Annotated in this window: 21 protein-coding genes; 10 read left to right on the top strand and 11 right to left on the bottom strand. The window is 51.6% G+C overall.

The genetic code is table 11. The features are described from left to right. Window positions 1-57 precede the first annotated feature (57 nt). Window positions 58-1,407 carry an FAD-dependent oxidoreductase gene (locus tag KJS57_RS18455; protein ID WP_213655913.1) on the bottom strand — a complete coding sequence of 450 codons (1,350 nt, stop codon included), beginning with the start codon at window positions 1,405-1,407 and terminating at the stop codon, window positions 58-60. 225 nt (window positions 1,408-1,632) lie between these two features. Here KJS57_RS18455 and KJS57_RS18450 point away from each other — a divergent pair, with 225 nt between their 5' ends. Then, window positions 1,633-2,337 (top strand): N-acetylmannosamine-6-phosphate 2-epimerase, encoded by a 705-nt coding sequence (locus KJS57_RS18450; protein ID WP_213655912.1) that lies wholly within the window; start codon window positions 1,633-1,635, stop codon window positions 2,335-2,337. Then, complete coding sequence (locus tag KJS57_RS18445) at window positions 2,334-3,272, top strand: ROK family protein (protein ID WP_213655911.1); 939 nt, start codon at window positions 2,334-2,336, stop codon at window positions 3,270-3,272. Before KJS57_RS18450 ends, KJS57_RS18445 begins: the two co-directional genes overlap by 4 nt. Window positions 3,273-3,329: 57 nt before the next feature. Here the strand turns inward: KJS57_RS18445 and KJS57_RS18440 are convergent, their stop codons facing one another. Both KJS57_RS18440 and KJS57_RS18435 read right to left on the bottom strand, forming a co-directional pair. Then, entirely contained in the window at window positions 3,330-4,253 is a 924-nt protein-coding gene (locus tag KJS57_RS18440) for a copper amine oxidase N-terminal domain-containing protein (protein ID WP_213655910.1), read from the bottom strand. Window positions 4,254-4,388: 135 nt separating this feature from the next. Continuing rightward, window positions 4,389-6,191 (bottom strand): M3 family oligoendopeptidase, encoded by a 1,803-nt coding sequence (locus tag KJS57_RS18435; RefSeq protein WP_213655909.1) that lies wholly within the window; start codon window positions 6,189-6,191, stop codon window positions 4,389-4,391. Between the two features lie 139 nt (window positions 6,192-6,330). Here KJS57_RS18435 and KJS57_RS18430 point away from each other — a divergent pair, with 139 nt between their 5' ends. Together KJS57_RS18430 and KJS57_RS18425 are read left to right on the top strand one after the other, a co-directional pair. Continuing rightward, window positions 6,331-6,504, top strand: a complete 174-nt coding sequence (locus KJS57_RS18430; protein WP_211025936.1) for a YycC family protein — start codon at window positions 6,331-6,333, stop codon at window positions 6,502-6,504. After that, window positions 6,501-6,731 carry a hypothetical protein gene (locus KJS57_RS18425; protein ID WP_211025934.1) on the top strand — a complete coding sequence of 77 codons (231 nt, stop codon included), beginning with the start codon at window positions 6,501-6,503 and terminating at the stop codon, window positions 6,729-6,731. The genes KJS57_RS18430 and KJS57_RS18425 overlap by 4 nt, the downstream gene beginning before the upstream one ends. A gap of 24 nt (window positions 6,732-6,755) precedes the next feature. On the opposite strand, the gene KJS57_RS18420 is transcribed toward KJS57_RS18425, so the two are convergent. Both KJS57_RS18420 and KJS57_RS18415 read right to left on the bottom strand, forming a co-directional pair. Next, window positions 6,756-7,454: a DUF2225 domain-containing protein gene (locus KJS57_RS18420; protein WP_211025932.1), complete on the bottom strand. Its 699-nt coding sequence runs from the start codon at window positions 7,452-7,454 to the stop codon at window positions 6,756-6,758. 41 nt (window positions 7,455-7,495) lie between these two features. Further along, window positions 7,496-7,879: a globin domain-containing protein gene (locus KJS57_RS18415; RefSeq protein WP_211026016.1), complete on the bottom strand. Its 384-nt coding sequence runs from the start codon at window positions 7,877-7,879 to the stop codon at window positions 7,496-7,498. Between the two features lie 386 nt (window positions 7,880-8,265). Between KJS57_RS18415 and spoVV the strand changes: the two genes are divergently transcribed. From spoVV to KJS57_RS18400, 3 genes are all read left to right on the top strand, one after another. Beyond that, window positions 8,266-9,507: a dipicolinic acid transporter SpoVV gene (spoVV, locus tag KJS57_RS18410; protein ID WP_213655908.1), complete on the top strand. Its 1,242-nt coding sequence runs from the start codon at window positions 8,266-8,268 to the stop codon at window positions 9,505-9,507. Between the two features lie 67 nt (window positions 9,508-9,574). Next, entirely contained in the window at window positions 9,575-10,378 is an 804-nt protein-coding gene (locus tag KJS57_RS18405; protein WP_211025928.1) for an NAD kinase, read from the top strand. A 27-nt stretch (window positions 10,379-10,405) separates the two neighbouring features. Further along, window positions 10,406-11,866: a S41 family peptidase gene (locus KJS57_RS18400; RefSeq protein WP_211025926.1), complete on the top strand. Its 1,461-nt coding sequence runs from the start codon at window positions 10,406-10,408 to the stop codon at window positions 11,864-11,866. Window positions 11,867-12,254: 388 nt separating this feature from the next. On the opposite strand, the gene KJS57_RS18395 is transcribed toward KJS57_RS18400, so the two are convergent. Both KJS57_RS18395 and lipA read right to left on the bottom strand, forming a co-directional pair. Further along, a complete protein-coding gene (locus tag KJS57_RS18395; protein WP_213655907.1) occupies window positions 12,255-12,596 on the bottom strand; it encodes a YutD family protein in 342 nt (113 codons plus the stop codon). Between the two features lie 20 nt (window positions 12,597-12,616). After that, window positions 12,617-13,516 carry a lipoyl synthase gene (gene lipA / locus KJS57_RS18390; RefSeq protein ID WP_211025734.1) on the bottom strand — a complete coding sequence of 300 codons (900 nt, stop codon included), beginning with the start codon at window positions 13,514-13,516 and terminating at the stop codon, window positions 12,617-12,619. 288 nt (window positions 13,517-13,804) lie between these two features. On the opposite strand from lipA, the gene KJS57_RS18385 reads away from it, so the two are divergent. Then, on the top strand, window positions 13,805-14,791 hold the full coding sequence (locus KJS57_RS18385) for a M23 family metallopeptidase (protein ID WP_213655991.1): 987 nt from the start codon (window positions 13,805-13,807) through the stop codon (window positions 14,789-14,791). A gap of 69 nt (window positions 14,792-14,860) precedes the next feature. Here KJS57_RS18385 and yunB read toward each other — a convergent pair whose 3' ends face one another. Next, the gene (gene yunB, locus KJS57_RS18380) at window positions 14,861-15,748 is read right to left on the bottom strand and encodes a sporulation protein YunB (RefSeq protein ID WP_213655906.1); all 888 of its coding nucleotides are present in this window, start codon (window positions 15,746-15,748) and stop codon (window positions 14,861-14,863) included. Window positions 15,749-15,896: 148 nt separating this feature from the next. Between yunB and KJS57_RS18375 the strand changes: the two genes are divergently transcribed. Beyond that, a complete protein-coding gene (locus tag KJS57_RS18375) occupies window positions 15,897-16,034 on the top strand; it encodes a hypothetical protein (RefSeq protein WP_211025729.1) in 138 nt (45 codons plus the stop codon). A 108-nt stretch (window positions 16,035-16,142) separates the two neighbouring features. Here KJS57_RS18375 and KJS57_RS18370 read toward each other — a convergent pair whose 3' ends face one another. Then, window positions 16,143-18,302, bottom strand: a complete 2,160-nt coding sequence (locus KJS57_RS18370) for an alpha-galactosidase (RefSeq protein ID WP_213655905.1) — start codon at window positions 18,300-18,302, stop codon at window positions 16,143-16,145. Window positions 18,303-18,496: 194 nt separating this feature from the next. On the opposite strand from KJS57_RS18370, the gene KJS57_RS18365 reads away from it, so the two are divergent. Beyond that, the gene (locus KJS57_RS18365) at window positions 18,497-19,324 is read left to right on the top strand and encodes an AraC family transcriptional regulator (protein WP_213655904.1); all 828 of its coding nucleotides are present in this window, start codon (window positions 18,497-18,499) and stop codon (window positions 19,322-19,324) included. 37 nt (window positions 19,325-19,361) lie between these two features. Here the strand turns inward: KJS57_RS18365 and nadE are convergent, their stop codons facing one another. Further along, window positions 19,362-20,180, bottom strand: a complete 819-nt coding sequence (gene nadE / locus KJS57_RS18360; RefSeq protein WP_213655903.1) for an NAD(+) synthase — start codon at window positions 20,178-20,180, stop codon at window positions 19,362-19,364. Between the two features lie 17 nt (window positions 20,181-20,197). Next, window positions 20,198-20,812, bottom strand: a complete 615-nt coding sequence (gene nadD, locus KJS57_RS18355; protein ID WP_213655902.1) for a nicotinate (nicotinamide) nucleotide adenylyltransferase — start codon at window positions 20,810-20,812, stop codon at window positions 20,198-20,200. Window positions 20,813-20,818 lie beyond the last annotated feature (6 nt).

Here is a 20,818-nt window from a genome sequence, read left to right as displayed (position 1 = left end):
CCTTTATCATTCAAATTAAGAAACAACCGGTTTCTATCGTTAGTTCTCTTGTCCAAATTAAAGCTCCAGGTACGCGCCTTGCTTTTTCAGTTCGCTTTGTACCCGGGTTACGTCAACCTGCTGGACATCCAGGTTATGCAACGCTGCCTGCGCTGCGGCAACCCCTCCGGCATGCCCGATGGCGCCGGTCGTTGGCGTTGTTCTGACGGCGGCCTGGGCTTCGAAAGTGGCGGACAGGCAACGGCCGATAACGATAACATTTTTGATAGTCGGCGTAATCAGGCAACGGTAAGGAATGCTGTACATGCCGCCCCATTCCAGCTTTTCATGCTTCGTTCCTTCACCGTCGGGACTGTGGATATCGATCGGATAGCCGGAATGGGCAATCGTATCCTCAAACTTCGTCTGCGACAGAATATCTTGCGCCGTCAACGTATAGAGGCCGATGATTTGTCGTGATCCGCGCACGCCGATCGCTGGGCCGGTAGATTCCACGACAGCGTTTTCAAAACCGGGAACGTATTTTTTCATAAAACGCTCCAATTCCCTGCATTGCTTGCGACCTTCCGTCTCGGCCCGGCTTAGGCTCCATGCATCCGTACCGTCATGCCCGAGAATCCGCGTCGTGTTCATGATCACCTCGCCCGGTGTATTCGTTTCGAAGAAGAGAATATCCTCCCGCGGAATGGAAATCTCGCCGTTCTCCTTCGCTTTCTTGAACAGACTGACAAAGCCGGCGGTCGACAGCCGCGGAGCTTTCTCAATGATCGAGGTGTCGCCATTGTAAAGCGGAAAATCCTCCGGATGGGCATGGATATAAGCCTTCACTTTAGGAATATCGACGTTAATCATCTTCATCTTCAAGGTCATCGGCTGGGTCGCTCCATCGCTTTCGCGTCCTTTCGTGAAAGGAGCCCCCGCACGAACGGACAGGTCGCCGTCCCCCGTACCGTCGATGAAGACTTTGGCGGACAGCTTGCTCAACCCGGACTTGTTGCAAACCGTAATTTCGGTAATCCGCTGGTCCTCCGTATGCACCTCAGCCAGCATCGTGTGGTACAGAATCTGTCCCCCATTCTCCAGGATCATGGATTCCAGTTCTACCTTCATAGCCTCGGCATCGAACGGAGTCACCGAGTACGTGAACCCGACCGTATCAAAAATATGCCCCGGCGATTTGCCGATCCCTTTCAGCCTTTCGATCAATTCATCCGTAAATCCCTGAATAGCCTGCTTCTCCCCGGCATGAAAAGTCATCATCGGGCCGACTCCATTGGCGGTCAAAGTACCGCCCAGATAGCCCTGCTGCTCCACGATCAGCGTCTTTGCGCCCGACTTGGCGGCCGCCACTGCGGCCATCGTACCGGAAATGCCGCCGCCCATTACTATGACGTCAAACGACTCCATCTTGGCAATTCCTCCTCAGTATGTGGTTTGCTGTTTCTTGAGTTCTAAAGTAGCAGAATAATTCCAGCTTGTAAATGATTATGTTTATTTTTTTCTAAATATCCGTTAAATTAGAAAATTATTTTCTTTACATGTTTGTTTAATGATTTTATACTTTGAAATATCTAGTTGTATGCGCTTTATATATTTTTAAAGACTATATTTATTAAAGGAGTCAAAAAGAATATGGAGAAAATACTGGAACAGTTGAAAGGACAACTGATCGTATCCTGTCAAGCTTATCCGGGAGAAGCGCTGTACGGAAGCCATATCATGACAGCCATGGCGAATGCCGCCAAGAACGGAGGAGCTGCGGCCATCCGGGCCAATTCGCCGCAGGATGTGGCTGCTATTAAAGAAGGCTGCGGATTGCCGGTCATCGGCATCTGGAAACGGGACTATCCCGGCTCGGACGTTTACATTACTCCGTGCCTGTCCGATGCGGAGTTGCTGTTTGCTGCGGGCGCCGATATCGTCGCCGTGGATGCTACAGAGCGGGTGCGGCCTAATGGAGAGACACTGGAAACGTTGGTGTCCGGCGTCCGGAAGCAGCCCGGCCGATTACTGATGGCCGATGTTTCGACCTTGGAGGAAGGAATCGCCGCCGCCGCGCTGGGATTTGATTTGATCTCCACGACCTTGTCCGGCTATACCCCTTACAGCCCGCAGAGCGAAGCCCCTGACTTCCAGCTGTTGAAGGATCTGGCTGCCGCCGTGCAGGTACCGGTCATCGCCGAGGGGCGGATTCAGAATCCGGAACAGGCCGCCGAAGCGCTGCAGGCGGGTGCCTTCGCTGTCGTCGTCGGAACGGTGATTACCCGTCCACATTCGGTGACGGAACAATTCGTCCGTACCATCAGGGGGGCCGAGTCAGCCGGTAATGCCCGATGAACCGGATAAGAGGCGCCATCGGCATCGATCTCGGAGGCACCGGCATCAAATCGGCGCTAGTCGGCGCGGACGGCAGCGTCAGACACTTCCGCACTACGCCGACTGAGGCCTCGCGGGGCCGAGATGCCCTCCTTGCCAAACTGTACGACATTATCGAGGAGCACCGGCGGACCGCTGAACAGGAAGGAATGCAACTGCTCGGCATAGGCATAGGAACCGCCGGTTCGGTCGACCGCTCCGGCACGGTTTCCTATGCGACGGAGCATTTACCCGGCTGGACAGGAACCCCACTAAGGCAACTGCTGGAGCAGGAGTCCGGGCTCCAGGTCACCGTAATGAACGATGTCCATGCCATCGCGTTGGGTGAACAATGGAAAGGAGCGGCTCAGGCCATTCCCGATTTTGCATGCGTTGCTATAGGTACGGGAATTGGAGGATGCATCGTCAAGGGCGGCACGATCGAAGGCGGAGACGACGGTTATGCCGGCGCCTTCGGTCACCATATCGTCGCCATGGGCGGCCTTCCATGCACTTGCGGCAATCGTGGCTGTTGGGAGAACTACGCTTCCGTGACCGGGCTTAAGAATCTGATGCGCGAACATGAAGCCCCGGATTCCTGGGTTCAGGATCCGAGGGAGCTGTTCGCGGTAGCCCGCGGCGGGGATGCGCGGTCACTGGATCTTGTCGGCCAGTATTCGGAAGTTATCGCAATCGGTCTCGCCAATCTGGCGCACATTCTTAATTGCCGCCGCTTTCTCCTCGCTGGAGCCATTACCGCTCAGGGAGACTTCCTGTTGGACAGAATCGGCGAGCATGTGCGCCGTATCGTCATGCCCGTCTACTGGGGCGACGGAATTCTCCTTCATGCCGCCGTGTTAGGTGAGCATGCCGGGGTCGTCGGTGCAGCATCTTTCGTAGCGGGTATGAGAAATTAAATAGCTTCCCATGACATAAAAGCCGGCAAGGTGTATCCCTGCCGGCCTTCTGTCATATTATTTTGATTGTTCTTCTTCGTAAACTACTACGGAACCGGATTCCGCTTCCCATTTCACCTCTGCCCCCAGAGCTTCACTTACGAAACGGGCCGGGACCAACGTGGTGCCCTTTACGGTCGTTGAGGGAACTCCCAGTTGCTTATTCTCCCCGTTGACAAGCGCCGTTTTGCTGCCGAGTATCAACTTAATGGTGATGTCTTCCTTTGTAATCGTGATTGTTTTCGTTTTCTCGTTCCAGTTTACTTCCGCCTGGAGCGCTTCTGCAATGGTTCTGAACGGCACCAGCGTATTCCCGTCTTGCACTACCGGAGGCACCGCCAAGGCCGACTCTTCTCCGTTTACAAACAGCTTCACGCCATGTTTGCCGAGCTTTTTATAATACTTGCCAAGCTGCTTGTATCCATCGAGGTTTTTCACATTCGCTTTGATGGCTTCCTTCTGGACGTAGACCGCATCCGTTACGCTTCCTTGCTTGTCCAACAGATCTGCGGCTTCGGATAATGCAGCTTCGGCCTCGATGATCGCCTCCAGCTCGGTTCTCATTTCATCGGTCAAATGCGCGTCGTATTTACTCAGCAAAATCTCGGCAACCACCGCGCCGGCAGGCTTATCCTTAACATTTTCAATCGTGTGCAATAACCCCTTATATCCTTGAGGCCCCCGCTTGTTATCTGTATATGTCGCATCGGTAACGGTAACTTTTTCTTTTTCTTTCGCTTTCTGCTGCTTTTGATTTTCGGAATTATTGATTTTTTCCGTTTTGTCATTTACCGGTTTACCGCTAGGTTTGTTTTGCTTCGAAACTTCCTCTTTTTTGTCCGGTTTGGCTCCCTTGTTGTCGTTTTTGGCAAAGACCGGACTGCCGACCAAACTTATAGCCAGGATGCAAGTCAGAGCGATGACCCACGTTTTCTTTTTCATTAATCCGCCTCCTTAATCTGTCTTAAATTCAATATCGGCATCACGTTTATTATGTTTAGTTGAAAAATATGGTATCGGTGCAAAAAGCCCCGCCATCAGGATAATCCCTGACAGCGGGGCTGCGCTCAATTGATTTTACTTTGTCAGTTCCAGGAACAGCTTCACATCTTCCACGACTACAGACACGGCTTCACGCCAAAAATCAGGCTTTTTCAGGTCTACATTCAGATGTTTAGCCGCCAATTCTTCAACGGTCATCCGGCCGGTATCCATCAACAGCGCGTCATATTTGTCGGCAAAACCGGCTCCTTCGCGAGCGGCAAGCGCATAGATTCCGGTACTGAACAGGTATCCGAATGTATACGGGAAGTTGTAGAACGGAACACCCGTAATATAGAAATGCAGCTTGGAAGCCCAGAAATGCGGGTGATATTCCCCTAATGCTCCGCGGAACGCTTCCCGCTGCGCTTCTTCCATTAATGTGCACAATTCCGACGCTTCCAGCAATCCCTGCTTGCGCTTCTCATAGAACCGCGTTTCAAACAGGAAGCGGGCATGGATATTCATGAAGAAGGCGATGCCGCTTTGAATTTTGTCCGCCAAAAGGCTGATTTTTTCCTTTTCACTGGCCGCATTCCGGACCAGGGCGTCCGCCACGATCATTTCCGCAAAGGTGGAAGCCGTTTCGGCTACATTCATGGCATAGTCCTGATTGAATTGCGGAAGCTCATCCATCAAATATTGATGATAAGCGTGACCAAGCTCGTGCGCCAGCGTCGCCATGTTCGAAACCGTGCCCCCGAAGGTCATGAATATCCGGGTTTCCTTGCTCACCGGCAGAGAAGTACAGAACCCGCCCGGACGTTTACCGGGACGATCCTCCGCTTCGATCCAGCCTTCGTTAAAGGCCTGCACCGCAAAATCCGCCAGCTTCGGACTGAAGTTCCGGAATTGCTTGACGATTTCGGCTGCGGCCTCGTCATAGGTGATTTTCCCCGTAACCTCGCCCAGCGGGGCATCCACATCGCTCCAATTCAGCTTTTCCAGGCCTAACAGCTTTGCCTTCCGTTCCAAATAAGAGACGAAGATCGGTTTGCTTTCCTCAATCACCTGCCACATCGTATCCAGCGTTTCACGGGACATCCGGTTAATATCAAGCGGCTCCTTCAAGACATCTTCCCAACCGCGCTTATCGTATACTTTCAACCGGAACCCGGCTAACCGGTTCAAGGTGTCCGCAGCATAATCGGCAACCCCGCCCCAAGCCTCTTCCCATTTGCGGAATGTCGTATCCCGGACGCTCCGGTCAGGATCGTCAAGCTTGTTCGCCGCTTGGCCAACAGAAAGAGTCACGGTTTCTCCATTGTCATCGGTATAGGGAACGCCTACCTTGGCGACGATCGTATCGTAATGCTGACCCCAGCCATGATAGCCATCCACGGCAAGGTCCGAGACCAAGCTCTCCAGATCAGGCGATAACTTTTCTTTTGCCGCATGCCGCTTTTCACTTAACACAAACGAGATCGGCGAAATTTCGGGACGTGCCATCCATGCTTCCCACACGGAATCTTCCGTCATCTGAAGTATATTTTGAAACAGCGTCATCACAGTTTCGTACTTCGCTCGAAGCGCGGTCACTTTGGATTCAAGCTGCACTGCTTTTTTGTCGTGCTGGTCCTGTGCCGTCAAACACTCCACAAAACCCGAAGCTTCCAAAATGCGACGGGAAGCGCTCTGCATGCCTTCGATCATGTCATCGAAGCGGCCGGTATCCTCCGCATGTTTAGGAGCCTCGGCCCCTTTCAGACCTTCATTCAACGAGGAAAGATCTTCCTCCAACTGGTCAAGGAAGGACCGGAAAGCCTCTGAGGAAGAACCTCCCGTAAAAATCTTTTCAAGATCCCATGTCGGCGTAACCGGATTACTTAATTGTTCCATCGCTATATTCATCCTTTCTTGTCCCCCGTATTGATCCCGGGCGGAATAAAAGTGTATAACTATAAGTACATATTTGCCCATTTGAGCTGTTCGACAACGGGGCGTATACTAAGTAACACATTTAGGAGGTAATTTTATTATGAAGCCATTGCAAATCTCGCCGGAAACCGCAATCAAGCTGGCTGCCGAACTGAAGGTGCCAATCGAGCATCTTATGCATATGCCGCAACATATATTACTGCAAAAAATCGCGGAGCTAGCCACGAAGGAAGCCGCTGGCCAGCAGGCCGACAAACCGGATCAGTCATCATGATTCCTTTTGAGAAGACGCTGCCCTACGACATCATCATGAAAGATGTCTATGTACTCGAATGCCCGTTCTGCGGAACAAACAATGTCCTGCTTCCCCTTAAGCCGCGCGATATTATTCAGGTCCATGAGGGAAAAAAGAAGCTGCTTGTCTTCCCATGCTGCGGAAACAAAGTCATGCTCTTGGACAGCGATAATGATTATTTGCTGACAGACACCGTTCTACGTTAAGAAATGTAAAACAGCGGGGTTACATTAACCCCGCATTTCCTCCGGCAATTCCTGCCCACCGTTCAGCATTTCCTCGCGAAGCAAAGCCCACTGTTCCCGGCAGGCCCGAATCATGGCCGCGTCCATAATCCGCTTGTCATTGATGACGCGGGAGAACCATTTCACCGCATCGTTGTTATTCCCCGTCCGGCGATGAAGCTCACCGATCAGGTACATCAGTCGGGCATCGCTGCCTTGCATATCCTCATTTTCATAAACCCGGATATAGGAGTCCAGGGAATATTTCAGAAACCGCTGCTCCTGCTCCTTGTTGTCCTGATACCTGTAAAGCCAGGCAATATGATGCAGCAGGCTCGCGACGATCCGATCCTTTTCCCCGATCGTTTGAGCACATAACAATCCCAATTTGTACGTTTCGAGGGCCGTATTCCAATCGCGATATCCGCCGAAATCACGTTGTACGAACCGTTTTCCGATGACTTCCTGGAACCGGCTCCGCTGCATATCGTTAATTTTTGGATTGAAATTTTCCGTCGACGCGAATCCGCAGGAAGGACAAATCCGCACTACATAATAATCCGGATTCTCCGCCCGGTAATATCCGCAAAAATCCGTATCCGTCCGTATAGCCCGTTTAAAGCTCTGACGCACACGTGAGGTTGAGAAAACGGCTTCGCAATGGCTGCATGTCACCTTGATCTGGTAAAGAGGTTCTAATTCCACAGGATTAACTTCCTTTCGTATCCGTCTAAAATAAGTGCGCGTTATTCCTCTGTTGTATTGACGAAATGAAAAGCTGGGCCCGACAAACGTTTAAGTACGAATTCCCGCAGCGGTTCCTCGACCCCTATCTCCTCCAGAGCATTGCGCATGCATCCAAGCCAGGCTTCCGCCCGTTCCGGCGTGACCGGGAAAGGGAGATGACGAGCCCGCATCATCGGATGACCGTATGCATCGGAGTATAGGGACGGCCCCCCAAAAAATTGCGAGAGAAACATATACTGCTTCTCCATCACCGGATAAATATCATCGGGAAAAAGCGGACCGAGCAGAGGATTCTCCTGCACTTTCGGATAGAACGCCTCCACCAGCCGCCGGATGGTATCAGCTCCGCCCAAATTATCGTAAATGCTTAAACTTGGATTCAATATATCTCCATCTTTCATACGAATTATTAAAAAAAGTTTATACTGTCCTTATTATACCAAACTTATGGCAAAAAAAAATAAAAGCTCCGAAACGGAGCTTCTACGTATAAGTGACCTCTTGAGCAGAGGAATGTCTAGTAACTGCGCCAATCCTCTTCACCGGAACGGACTAGAGAGGCGCGAATGACGTATACAAAGGCGCAAACGAGAACACCGGCGACAAAGCTCATCTTCAACACTCCATCCATGTTCGACTTTATAGGCACATTTTAACATAAAGAAACGAAAAATACAGCCTCTTTTTGTAATCGCTTTCTTTGTTTTTTGGTGCTGTTTGTCCCTTCGAATACATACACTTCACTAAGATCCTAGTGGAGGCGTTACTAATGAATTTAAAGCGATGGAGCACTCTATCCTTGATCGCCGCAACGCTGTTTATGGCGGTGCTTATGCTAGCGTTCCCTCGCGCTTCGTGGGAAGCCGGAATAAGAGGGCTCGCCATTTGGTGGGACGTGCTGTTTCCGTCCCTTTTTCCATTCTTCGTCATTTCCGAGGTCATGCTTGGCTTCGGAATCGTGCATTTTCTCGGCAAGCTGCTGGATCCGCTGATGAAGCCGCTGTTCCGTATTCCTGGAAGCGGCGGATTTGTGGCCGCCATGGGTTTTGCCTCCGGCTATCCCGTCAGTGCCAAGTTGGCTACCAAGCTAAGAGAACAGCGGCTCGTTAGCCGTGAAGAGGGAGAGCGCCTCGTCGCTTTCACAACATCTTCGGACCCTATTTTTCTGATCGGCGCCGTGTCGGTCGGCTTTTTTGGTAATCCTAAACTGGCTGGCATCCTAGCCATTTCCCATTATGGTAGCGCGTTGCTGCTAGGGGTGCTGATGCGCTTTTACGGGACCCAGGGCGGAGCTGGCAACCAAGAGCAGCCCTCTTCAAAGACCCCCCGCCCCTCATTCAGTCTCCGGACCGCGCTGAAGGCGATGCATGAAGCAAGGCTGCAGGACGGGCGCAGTCTTGGCGAATTGCTCAGACAAGCCGTCGGTTCTTCCCTGCAGCTCATGACCGTTGTCGGCGGATTGGTCGTATTTTTCTCCGTCGTCCTGGAGGTATTAACGGCCTCCCATGTCATGAACGTATTGTATTCCGGCGTCCGGCTGCTGCTCCCGGCTGTCGCCCTGCCCTCCGATCTCGCAGAGCCGCTGGTCGGCGGGCTGTTTGAAGTAACGCTTGGCGCCAAGGCAGCGGCGGCTCCTGCGGGAGTTCCGCTTATGTTCAAGGCCGCGGCCGCCGCCTTTATTCTGTCCTGGGGCGGACTGTCGGTCCATGCCCAGGTGGCCAGCATCTTGAACGGAGCGGATCTTCGCTATTTGCCATTCCTAATCGCCCGCCTGATTCATGCCGTTTTGTCCGCAGTTCTTCTGCTTCTGATATGGAACCCCCTGATGGGCCATCTCCCCGCCTTTTTCCCGCTAACTTCAGAAACAGGGACGATATTCTTCGGATGGGGAGGCGTTCCGAAAATGATTTCACTGATGGTGGTCCTCATCGCCTCACTCGTTATTGTCTCGCTGCTTGCCGGAATCATTCACCGGATCGTGCCGGGAATAGGGAAGCGGGCAGGAAAATGAAACGTTGTGTTCTGTTTCGGAATTGATTATGATCGTTACAAAAGGAAAAATAAAGGAGCCTGTCATCTTGAGATATTACGTTCTGGACCGCGGAGATCAGTTGTCCGTTGACTTAAGCGAATCCTTCCATAAAATGGCGTCCGAGCAAGGACTGCAACTGGATGCCGAATCTCCGGATATCGTCGTATCGATCGGCGGTGATGGCACGATGCTTCATGCCTTTCATACTTTCATCGACCGGATTCCTTCAATCGCCTTTGTAGGCGTTCATACCGGACATCTCGGCTTCTATGCCGACTGGAAAGCGGATGAAATTCCCGAATTGATCCGGATGATGAGCAGCCATAAAGATGAAGGGATGCTAAAGCCCCGGATTGTCCGTTATCCGCTCGTAGATTTGGAAATTCGCAAAAAATCGGGAACTTCATCTTATATATGCTTAAATGAGTTTACTCTCAAAAGCGTTGACGGGACCGTCGTAGCCCAGGTGGATATTAACGATCATTTGTTCGAGATGTTCCGCGGTGACGGCATTTGCGTTTCCACCCCATCCGGCAGTACGGCCTATAACAAAAGTCTGGGGGGAGCCATGATCCACCCTTCCATCGAGGCTTTGCAAATCTCGGAAATCGCTTCGATCAATAACCGGGTTTTCCGGACCATGGGATCCGCTCTGGTGCTGCCGAAGCATCATCATTGCGATATTTATTCCAGAAAAGAGCAGAACCTGCTGCTTACTGTAGACCACATTAATTTGCCTATGGATGATCTGATTTCCGTCCGCTGCCAGGTGGCCGCACAAAAAATCAGCTTCGTGCGTTATCGGCCTTTCCCTTTCTGGAACCGGGTCCGGAACGCTTTCCTGGGCTAACACTTTTTTAGCAAAGGATAATCATTTATGAAATTGAACAAGTTTTACCGCAAAGCCCTCATTCCGCTGCTGGCGATTCCGTTGCTGGGCCTTCCCCAAGCGGCGGGCGCAGCGGCGGACAGTGCAAAAGCCGCCGAAGAGGCGGGGCAAACCTCCGAGATGGAGATTATTCAAGAAGTGCTTAATTATTTGGACGCTTATAATATCGAGGGAGCAGACAGGGAGTTATTTCTCGAGAACGCGATCCGGGGAATGGTTTACACCTTGGATGATCCTTACAGCGATTATTACACCGCTGAAGAATTGGCGGAATTCGAAGACAGCGTGAATCAGGAATTCGTCGGCATTGGAGTAACACTCCGGTTTACCGGGAACAAGCTGTATATAACCGATGTGCTGCCCGGTTCCCCAGCCGGTTCCGCGGGGCTGAAGAAGGGAGATATCATTGCCAAGGTTGACGGGGAACCGGTCAAAACCGGCGAGGATATTCTTCGGATACAGGGTGAAGAGAATACGAAAGTGCTTTTGGGAATAACCCGCGGCAACCAGAACCTCTCGCTCTCCGTCAAGCGGTCTCATTTCTCCCTTCCTTCCGTTACGGGAAGCTACATTCCGTCGGGCAGAATCGGCTATATCACCTTATCCTCCTTCTCCGAGAATGCGGACAAGGAATTTGCAGCCGAGCTGGACAAGCTCCGCAAGGCGGGGATGAGATCGATGGTGCTGGATCTCCGGGACAATCTTGGCGGATACGTGGATTCGGCGGCCAACATCGCCAAGTATTTTATGAAGAGCGGTACATTAATGTACACGTCCGGACAAAACGGTGAACTCGAAGCGGTGACCATTTCCGGCGGACAAGATATCGGAATGCCGGTTGTCATTTTAACTAACGAATTGACCGCCAGCGCCTCCGAGATATTAACAGGTGCCCTGCATGATAATGGGATTGCAACAGTTGTAGGGACTCAAACCTATGGAAAAGCACGAATTCAAAACGTCTTTACGCTCTCCAACGGCAGCTCCCTGAAGCTTACGGTTCAGCGGTACTTTACGCCGAAGCGGGAGGACTTCAATCATGTCGGCCTTAAGCCGGACATCGAAGTGATGAATAACGCTACAGCCCAGTTGATCACAGCCTTGAACAAGGCGGGAGCAAGAACCATTGAACTAAGCGGTAATGCTTCTTCACTAACTATTAACGGCGTGGCTTTTAGCGGTTATGTCGATACCTTGCAAAGCGGCGACAAACTCTATGTCCCTTCCCGTATTCTTGCAGCGCTGCTCAAAGGCGACGTAGCGTGGAGTGCTTCCACCCAGAAGCTGACCGTCACGAATGCCGCCGGAAGCAAGGCCGGGTTTACGATCGCGGCGAAAACCGCCAAAATGATCGATGGGGAAACCTATGTGGAAATTCATGAGTTCCAGAAGAAGTTCCCTGACATCAAATGGAGCTTCAAACAAGGCACGCTTCACTTATCCAAATAAGCTTATCGTATCGCCATCTCACATCGTCATCGCAATTATAAGCATCATTCTTGGAACCTGGGCCATTTGGCTTCGGGTTCTTTTTATTTCCTTTTGTTCTAACTTAGAACCTTCAAAACCTTCATTCATTGCGGTGATCTAACAATCTAACATGCTAACGGACATGAGGGCCGCTAACTGCCCCAAATTTTACTTTTCTAGACGCTAACGGACATGAGAGACGCTATTAGCCACTGTTTCATTCAAAAAGTCACTTTTTCTACACTTTAACGCCCCTGGTGTCCGTTAGATTTTCAAACCGCCTGTTTGACCGCAAATAACGGCCACCATGGCCGTTAAATCTCCAGAGAGTTATTCTGCTCCGCTGGAAATAAAAAAACGGCCCCGATCAAGATTCGGGAACCGTTTTTTCTTCGCCTGACGGCTGTTTTGCTGCCGGGACGTTTTCTTTGGTATTTTCTTTGACTTTCTGGAGCACAAAATATTTGCATCCGAAATTGCAGTATTCGTTGATATAGTCCGTAATGCCCGAGTAAGCCGTGTCGCGATTTGCTTTTGGGTGATTATCGCGTAAAAAGCCCTTTAAGCGCAGCTTTTCGTAACCCCAATCCCCGATAATATAATCGTATCTATCCAGGACCTCACTGTATCTTTGCTTAAATGCTTCCAGATCCCAGGCATCCTTGTAATTCTGAATCAGTTCATAGTTTTTGCCGCCGATTTGAATCAATCGCCATACCTCCTTACCCGCTAAACGGAAGCGGATGCACCTTCTTTATGGCTCTTCGCCGATTTGACCTGCTCATGGGCATGGTAGGAGCTGCGGACTAGCGGTCCGGACTCCACGTGGCTGAAGCCGCGCTTCAAGCCCTCTTGTTTTAGCTCCGCAAACTGCTCCGGAGTATAGTATTTCTCCACCCGCAGATGCTGCGGGGAAGGCTGCAAGTATTGGCCGATCGTCAAAATATCGCAATCCACAGCACGCAGATCATCCATCGCTTGCAAAATTTCGTCCCATTCTTCGCCTACCCCAAGCATAATGCTCGATTTCGTAGGAATGGACGGCTTCATCGCCTTGGCGCGCTGCAGCAATTCGAGGGACCGACGGTATTTCGCCTTGGCCCGGACCCGGTCCGACATCCGCTCTACCGTTTCAATATTGTGGTTCAAAATATCGGGTTTGGCTTCCATTACGATTCGCAGCGACTCTTCATTTCCGAGAAAATCAGGGATTAACACTTCCACGGAGCACAGAGGCAAACGCCCTCTAATGGCATGAATCGTTTCCGCAAAAATCCGGGCTCCTCCATCGTTCAGATCGTCCCTGGCGACACTTGTCACTACGCAGTGCTGCAAATTCATATTTTCAGCCGCCTCGGCTACCCGCTTCGGCTCCTCCAGATCGAGCTCGGTCGGCATTCCGGTATTCACCGCACAGAAGCGGCAAGCACGGGTGCAGGTTTCGCCCAGAATCATAAAAGTGGCCGTACGGTTAGCCCAGCATTCATATATATTGGGACACCGCGCTTCTTCACAGACGGTATGCAGCGTCTTGGAGCGCATCATATTTTTAATGTCCTGATAATTATCTCCGGTTGTCAGCTTAATTCGAATCCAGTCTGGTTTAGGTTCACTCACGGGTTTTGGCAAATCTGGAGACCTTCCTTCTTGTGGAATAAGCTATAGCGCCATTTATTATATCATGAATTCACTGGAAATACCTACTTTAAAAGGTTGTTCAAAAAGTCATCTTTGGATGCTTCGCCAATTTCATAATTCCCCTGCCTCCTCAAAATTATGAAATCTGCACTAAAACTGGAATAAAAACACAACCTTTGCATCAACCTAAGTGACAGCCAACCCAACCAAAGGAGGAGATCTTCCTTGAGATCTTTTGTTATTTCCGGCGGTAAAATCATTCGCATCCTTATCTGCGTTATGGTGCTTACCTCGCTGTCGACGGTCCCCGGCTTTGGCGCGGCTGCCGCCAAGGCTCCCGGAACACCGGCAACGTCCGCCGGCAAGAGCATTCACGAACTAAGGCAGACCCTGTATCAAGAGACCGGAATGCTGACACAGATTCCTTGGTACTGGCTTGCAGCGATAGATCAATATGAACGCACGATCACCCCGCGAAAAAAGATGGAGTCCACAAAAAAACGGCTTGTGGACCTTAATTTCAAAGGCGCTGTCTGGGCCGGACCGCTTAACCCCAATCCCGAGGATACGGTTCCCGCGACGATCGGATTATTCGGCGGTCTCGGTAAGGACGCCACCGCCGACGGAGCGGCGGATCCCAGTAACGACCGGGATGCGTTGTTCACGCTAGCAACCTATCTTAGCAGCTTCGGGTATGAGGACGAGGATTTTCGCATAGCGTTATGGCGTTATTACCAGAATGACTCCTCGGTAACGAGAATTCGCCAGTTTGCAAAAATCTATAAAACCTACGGCCGGGTTGATCTGTTGGCCAGCGCATTCCCCCTTCCAGTGAAAAGTGTGTACACCTTCCGGGACACATGGGGCGATCGACGGGGCTGGGGCGGCCTTCGAACCCATGAAGGCACCGACTTATTCGCCTCCTATGGCGTACCTGTCCGCAGCGTCTGTTACGGAGTCGTCGAGACGAAAGGCTGGAACCCCTATGGCGGCTGGCGGATCGGTATTCGGGATTTAAATAACCGATATCATTACTACGCCCATTTGCAAGGCTACGAGAAAAAGATCGAGGTCGGCGACATCGTCGAACCCGGTCAAACGATCGGCTGGGTTGGCAGCAGCGGATACGGGCCTCCCGGGACCCAAGGACGATTCGCGCCGCATCTTCATTACGGAATTTACCGGGACACCGGGACGACGGAATGGGCATTCAATCCCTACCCGCTTCTACGACAGTGGGAAAGAGCGGACCGCCTAAAAAAGTGACCCCTGCCCTGTCTTCTTCATATAGATCCGCCCTTTACAATAAAAAAGACGCCCTGGTGGGCGTCTTTTTTATTTATGACTGTCGGACTGTTCCGGGCTTTCGGCACTCCCTGCATTTCCGTCGCCTTTACTCCCGCTACCCGTGTTTCCTGCCTCTCCATCCGTGCCGGAGGAGTCCTTCTCCGCTTCATCGGATTGCACCTTGGTCCCCGAATCTTCCGGAACTGCGGGCAGCGCGATATTCGGCGCACCGGCCTGATCTCCCACTGGATTCCCCTTGCCATCGTAATAATACATAGGGACATCGCCGACAACGAGCAGATAAGATACCGGAATCTCCGTCTCCACGGCCTGCGGTTCCATATCAAAAGGCACCACGACGGCAAGTTCCGTGCGTACGCGCAGATAAACCTCAACTAAAATATTGTTGATGCCTGCATCCTGCCGCCGGGTGTTTAAATCGACCTTAACGTCGCCTTTCGGCTCGATCTTGATTGGAATCCCGGGTCCGAAGGAGGCAAGAATCGGACTGCCGAGCGCCTGCCCAAGCGGGATGTGCTCCGATAACCGGGAAACCTCGTCGAGCGTGGTCCGGACCGTCTGAATCGTATCGGAAGTAATTCGCATGTGAGCGGAATAGTTCAGCATGAAGCCCGAAACCTTCCCCGCATCATCGGTCTTCCAATCGATCAAGTTCCCCACCTCTTGCTCGTTCGCGACCTGCGAGGTGATCGCCTCATTAATCGATTCCGTGGCGATTTGCTTCACCCGGATTTTCGCCAGATGCATGATCGGCTCCTTCATATGGCGCTCGACATATTGAAAAAACTGAAAAATGGCAATAAACGTAATGGCCAGGACGACAAGCCAAATCTTTCGCCTGCTAAGCGGCCCCCTTCGCCGCCCTCTGTGCCATCTTCTTCTCCGGCTGCGAAATCCCCTTCTAAACCGCAGCATTCCTTCATCCCCCCTGCTTTGTCCACGGCGGAACATCTATACAGGTTATGCTGGACAGGGTGAAAAAAGAAGGCCGGGCTGCCACTTGCCATTGATCGTTGATCCTTCAGTACCGATAATATATGATGCAATTAGGAGGGGAGAGCAAATGAAACAATTAATGCGCAAAGCCGCAAAGGCATTCGGGCTTTCCGTAATCAGCTTAATTTTAGGAGGATTTGCCCTCCTATGCGTCTTTGGCATTTTGTTCTTCTTCGGAGTATGGTATTACGACAATTTTATGTGACTCTCTTCAGTTCCCCGAGTATTCTTAAAAGAAAAAGGATCAAGCAAAGGGGTATCGCTCCCCTTCCGCTTGATCCTTTTCACTTTGATTAATTGATTGCGAAGCGAACTAACGCTCCACCGCCTTCAACTTGAATTTCGTGCTGGCGTAGTCGCCCTTCAGCTCGGGGATCACGAGCCCAAAGTTCATCAAGCGGTCACCCGGCCATACGCCGTCCAGACCCTCCACGGAATAGTCTAACTCCGGATTCAAGCCTTTGAAGCGTAATCTTTTCTCCGGCGGATGCGGTTCGGCCAATACTCTGAAAAAGAAAGCGATCGCTTCCTTCCGGTCTGGCGAAACGAACATCCATGCCGACTCCGTGCTTTCGAACGGACTGAGCAGCCGGTATAGGTCGCCCTGCTGTACCAGCGAGCGAATCCCCTTATATTCCTTCACCTGCTCCTTGACGATCTCCTTTTCTTCTTCCGTGAACTTGGTCAGATCCAGCTCGTAGCCGAAATTCCCGGACATCGCGACGTCGCCTCTCATTTTGAGCGGGGTCATCCGATCCACCTGGTGGTTCGGTATTGCGGATACATGGGCGCCGATCGAGCTGACCGGATAGACCAGGCTGGTTCCGTACTGGATCTTCAGCCGCTCCACCGCATCGGTGTCATCGCTGGTCCAGGTTTGCGGCATGTAATACAACATGCCGGGATCGAATCGGCCGCCGCCGCTGCTGCAGTTCTCGAACAGAATATCAGGAAAGCGGGAGGTCAGCCGTTCCAACAGCTCGTAGAGACCCAAGATTTGACGATGAGCGATCTCCGACTGGTGTTCCGGTGCAGCCGCAGCCGAACCGATCTCCGTCAAACTACGGTTCATATCCCATTTGATGTACGCAATCGGAACCGTGCTGAAGATGCCGCTCAGCGTCTCATAAATATATTCGCGCACTTCGGGCCTCGAGTAGTCCAGCACCAGCTGCCATCTTGCTTCCGTTCTGCGTCTGCCTTCCACATGCAGGCACCAGTCCGGATGTTTGCGGTACAGCTCGCTTTCCGGGGAGATCATCTCCGGCTCGAACCATAGACCGAACTTCATTCCCAATGCATTGATCTTTTCCGCGACTTCCGTCAGTCCTCCCGGCAATTTTCTCAAATCCGGCGTCCAATCTCCAAGAGACGTTCTGTCGTTGTCCCGTTTTCCGAACCAGCCGTCATCCAGTACAAACAGCTCAATGCCCATTTCCGCGCCCGCTTTTGCTATGTCTATCAGCTTTTCCGTATTAAAATCGAAATAGGTGCCTTCCCAATTGTTCACTAGAATCGGCCGCTCCCGATCCCGGTGTACGCCGCGGCTCAGCCGCGTACGGTACAAGCGGTGATACATTCTCGACATCTCTCCCAAGCCGTCCGCCGAGTAAACCATAACGGCTTCCGGTGTCTGAAACGTTTGTCCCGGCGCAAGAACCCAGGTGAAATCGAACGGATTAAGACCGATGGAGAACCGGGTCGATTTGAAGGAATCCACTTCTGCAACTGCCGCGAAATTTCCGCTGTATACAAAGCTAAGGCTGTAAACCTCCCCATGATCCTCATCCGCTCCCGGCTCGGCCAGAGCAATAAACGGATTCAACTGGTGCCCGCTCATCCCGCCTCTGCGGCCTTCGATGACAGTTCCGCCGGGACCCAGCGGTCGCCGCTGAATATGCGCTTCACGGGACCAGGAGCCGGCCAGGTAAATCATGTCCAAGTCCGAGCGCGGCAAATCCACGCTCGCGCTGAGCGCCTTCAGAAGCTGAAGACTCTGCCCGCCTTTATTTTCAAATCGGACCGATCTGGCGATCGCGTCAGAATGCCGGAACACGCTGTAACTGAGCGTCACCGCAAGACCGGTGTACTCATCCTTCAACTCCAGCTCTAGAGTTTCGGCCTCGTCATCACTCTCGGTATAGAGACCCGGCAAGCCCTCCAGTTGCGGTTTACCGGCAATAATACGGTATCCCTGATATACTAGCTCCGTAATTCTTGATCCGTCTTCCAGCCGTACTTGATAGGCCGGATTGCGGAAATCGCCCGAACCGTATTGCGGATACTCTTGCGGAAGACGATCCAGAAGAAGCGGGCCATCCATATTGATCAGACTTTGCGGATGCTCTTCCATACGCAGCTTTTTGCCCCAATAAGCGTGTGCCGGATAGCCGTTTACGATTTGTAGAATATAGCTCATCCGCTCCGATTGCAGATGAAAAATTCCTTCTTGTTCATAGTAACGAATAGCCATATAAGGTTGATCCCCTTTTCCTTAAAATAGTTTGAGGAAATGTGCTCTCTCCATCTTAAAGCCGGGCCTTCCCCGCAGTAAATGGAACATGACTATGGAAATATGGCATAATGATAGATGATTGTACATTTTCCGATAATATTGTACGTTAAATATGTCATTGTACTTGATTGAATATAGAGGACTGAATCATTATGATGGAATACCTGGCAGGCAACCCCTCATTTTTGGATCTGCATATTACGCAATATGGATTAGAGCAGTGTTGGCCGCAGCATGATTACGGGCCTGCCGTAAGAGATCATTACCTCATTCATTTCATACTTGATGGCCAAGGTATTTTCGAAACGGGGAACCGTACCTATCACCTCAAAAAGGGCCAGGCCTTTCTCATTGTTCCGGAAGCCGTCACTTATTACCGGGCCGATGCCGCCGATCCTTGGACCTATGCCTGGGCAGGCTTTCAAGGCATCCAGGCGGAAAGCTATTTGCGGCAGGCCGGACTGTCTATGGAATCTCCGATTCTGGATCGTATCGACCCCGATACCGTGGAGCGTTGTATCCGGCATATGCATGATTCCAGAGCCCTCCCGAGCGGACGCGATTTGAAGCTGACCTCGCTCCTGTACTCGCTGTTCTCCCATATGGCCGAAACCAATCCGCCCCATGCCCCGGAGTCCAGGAAGGACGATCGTCAGGACAAGTATGTTAATAAAGTGGTTGATTTCATCGGCACCAATTACGGAAACAAAATCAGTATTTCCCAAATTGCCAATTTTGTCGGGCTGGACCGAAGCTATTTGTGCGCTGTTTTCAAATCCCGGACCGGTTCCAGCATCCAGGAATATTTAATTGCTTTCCGGATGAACAAGGCTTGCGGATTAATGGGCAACAGCCTGCTTTCGATCGGCGACATCGCCAGATCGGTCGGTTACGAAGACCCGTTATTGTTCTCCAAAATGTTCAAAAAAGAAAAGGGCCTTTCCCCCAGGCAGTATCGTACCGCATACTTTCCGGGTTAAGGCCCCTTTTCGGGAGTACCATTTATATGTTAATTGTTTATTTCCACCATTCGTCAAAAGGCGTAGCCGGAAGTTCCCGTTTGTGCATCGTCACCGCATACCGCTTTTCGATATTGGCCTTCGCCTGCGGTTCAACCTCTTTGCCCGTAAGGTACTGGTCCAGCACCTCATACGACAATCCGAGCTCCGTTTCGTCCGCTTGCAACGGTTTGTTGTCGAGCAAATCCGCTGTCGGCGTCTTTAAGTACAAGCGTTCCGAGGCGTTCAGCTCCTTCAGGAGCTCCCGTCCTTGTCCTTTGGTCAGCCCCGCCAGCGGCATAACGTCGGCGCCGCCGTCACCGAATTTCGTGAAGAAGCCGGTGATGGCCTCCGCCGCATGATCCGTACCGATCACCAGGCATCCCTTCTCTCCGGCGACCGCATATTGAGCGATCATCCGCATCCGGGCTTTGACGTTTCCTTTGTTAAAATCCGACATCCCGCTGCCGGCCATGTCCGCGAATTGTTCGGCAAAGGCGTCCACCGAGGACTGAATGTTAAACTCGAACGATTCATCGGGCTGAATGAATTCCAAAGCTTCCTTAGCGTCCACTTCATCCCGTTGGATCCCATAGGGGAGACGGACGGCGTAGAACGTAGCCTCAAGCCCCTCTGCCCGCAGCTCTTCGACCGCAAGCTGGGCTAGCCGCCCCGCCAGCGTCGAATCCTGCCCTCCGCTGATTCCCAGCACATACCCTTTTGCTCCCGCTTTTTTGCAATATGCCTTCAGAAAATCGATACGCTCGCGGATCTCCTCTTTGACATCAATCACCGGTTTTACCTGCAACGCCCCGATAATTTGTTCTTGTGTATTCATCTTGTTCCTTCTCCTCTCTATTTATATAATTGATGATTCTTAATATAAGAATAGCAATTGTCGGGCACCAGATACCGGGGTTCCCCGCCAAGCCGAAACTCTTCCCTGATATAGGTAGAGCTAATTTCCATGGCTAACCCTTTGTCAATAAGATGAAAGGTATGACCGTCATCGGCATTTCGGAGAATCGGCGATTTGCTGATCGCCGACAGCATGTTGATTCCGTCTCTTGCCATGACAATAAACTTGTTCTCGCGAATCAATTCTTCGGACTTCTTCCACCTGCCCGCTCCGATATCCAGCAGCAGGTCCGCGCCCATAATAAAGTAGATTTCGTCGTCCGGAAACTTGTTCTTGAAATGCTGCAAGGTCAAATAGGTGGCGATTTCCCAGCCTGCTTGCTTCATTTCATAATCGTCCGGGACAAATTTATCATTCCCTGCAATGGCCAGCAAAATCATATTCCAACGGTGCTCATCGCTGACATTCATCGATTTGTCCGGCCGTTTATTGGAGCATGGCAGAAAAATGACCTTATCCAGTTTGCAGCGATGGGCAACCGTGCTGGCTGTCCAAAGATGCACATTCGTAATCGGATCGAAGGAGGATCCGTAGATTCCGATTTTCCCCATAGCCCG

The organism is Paenibacillus vini (assembly GCF_018403325.1).
Taxonomy (GTDB): Bacteria; Bacillota; Bacilli; order Paenibacillales; family Paenibacillaceae; genus Fontibacillus; species Fontibacillus vini.
The sequence above is the reverse complement of the archived record's forward strand: the minus strand, read 5'-3'. Positions and strand labels throughout refer to the sequence as shown.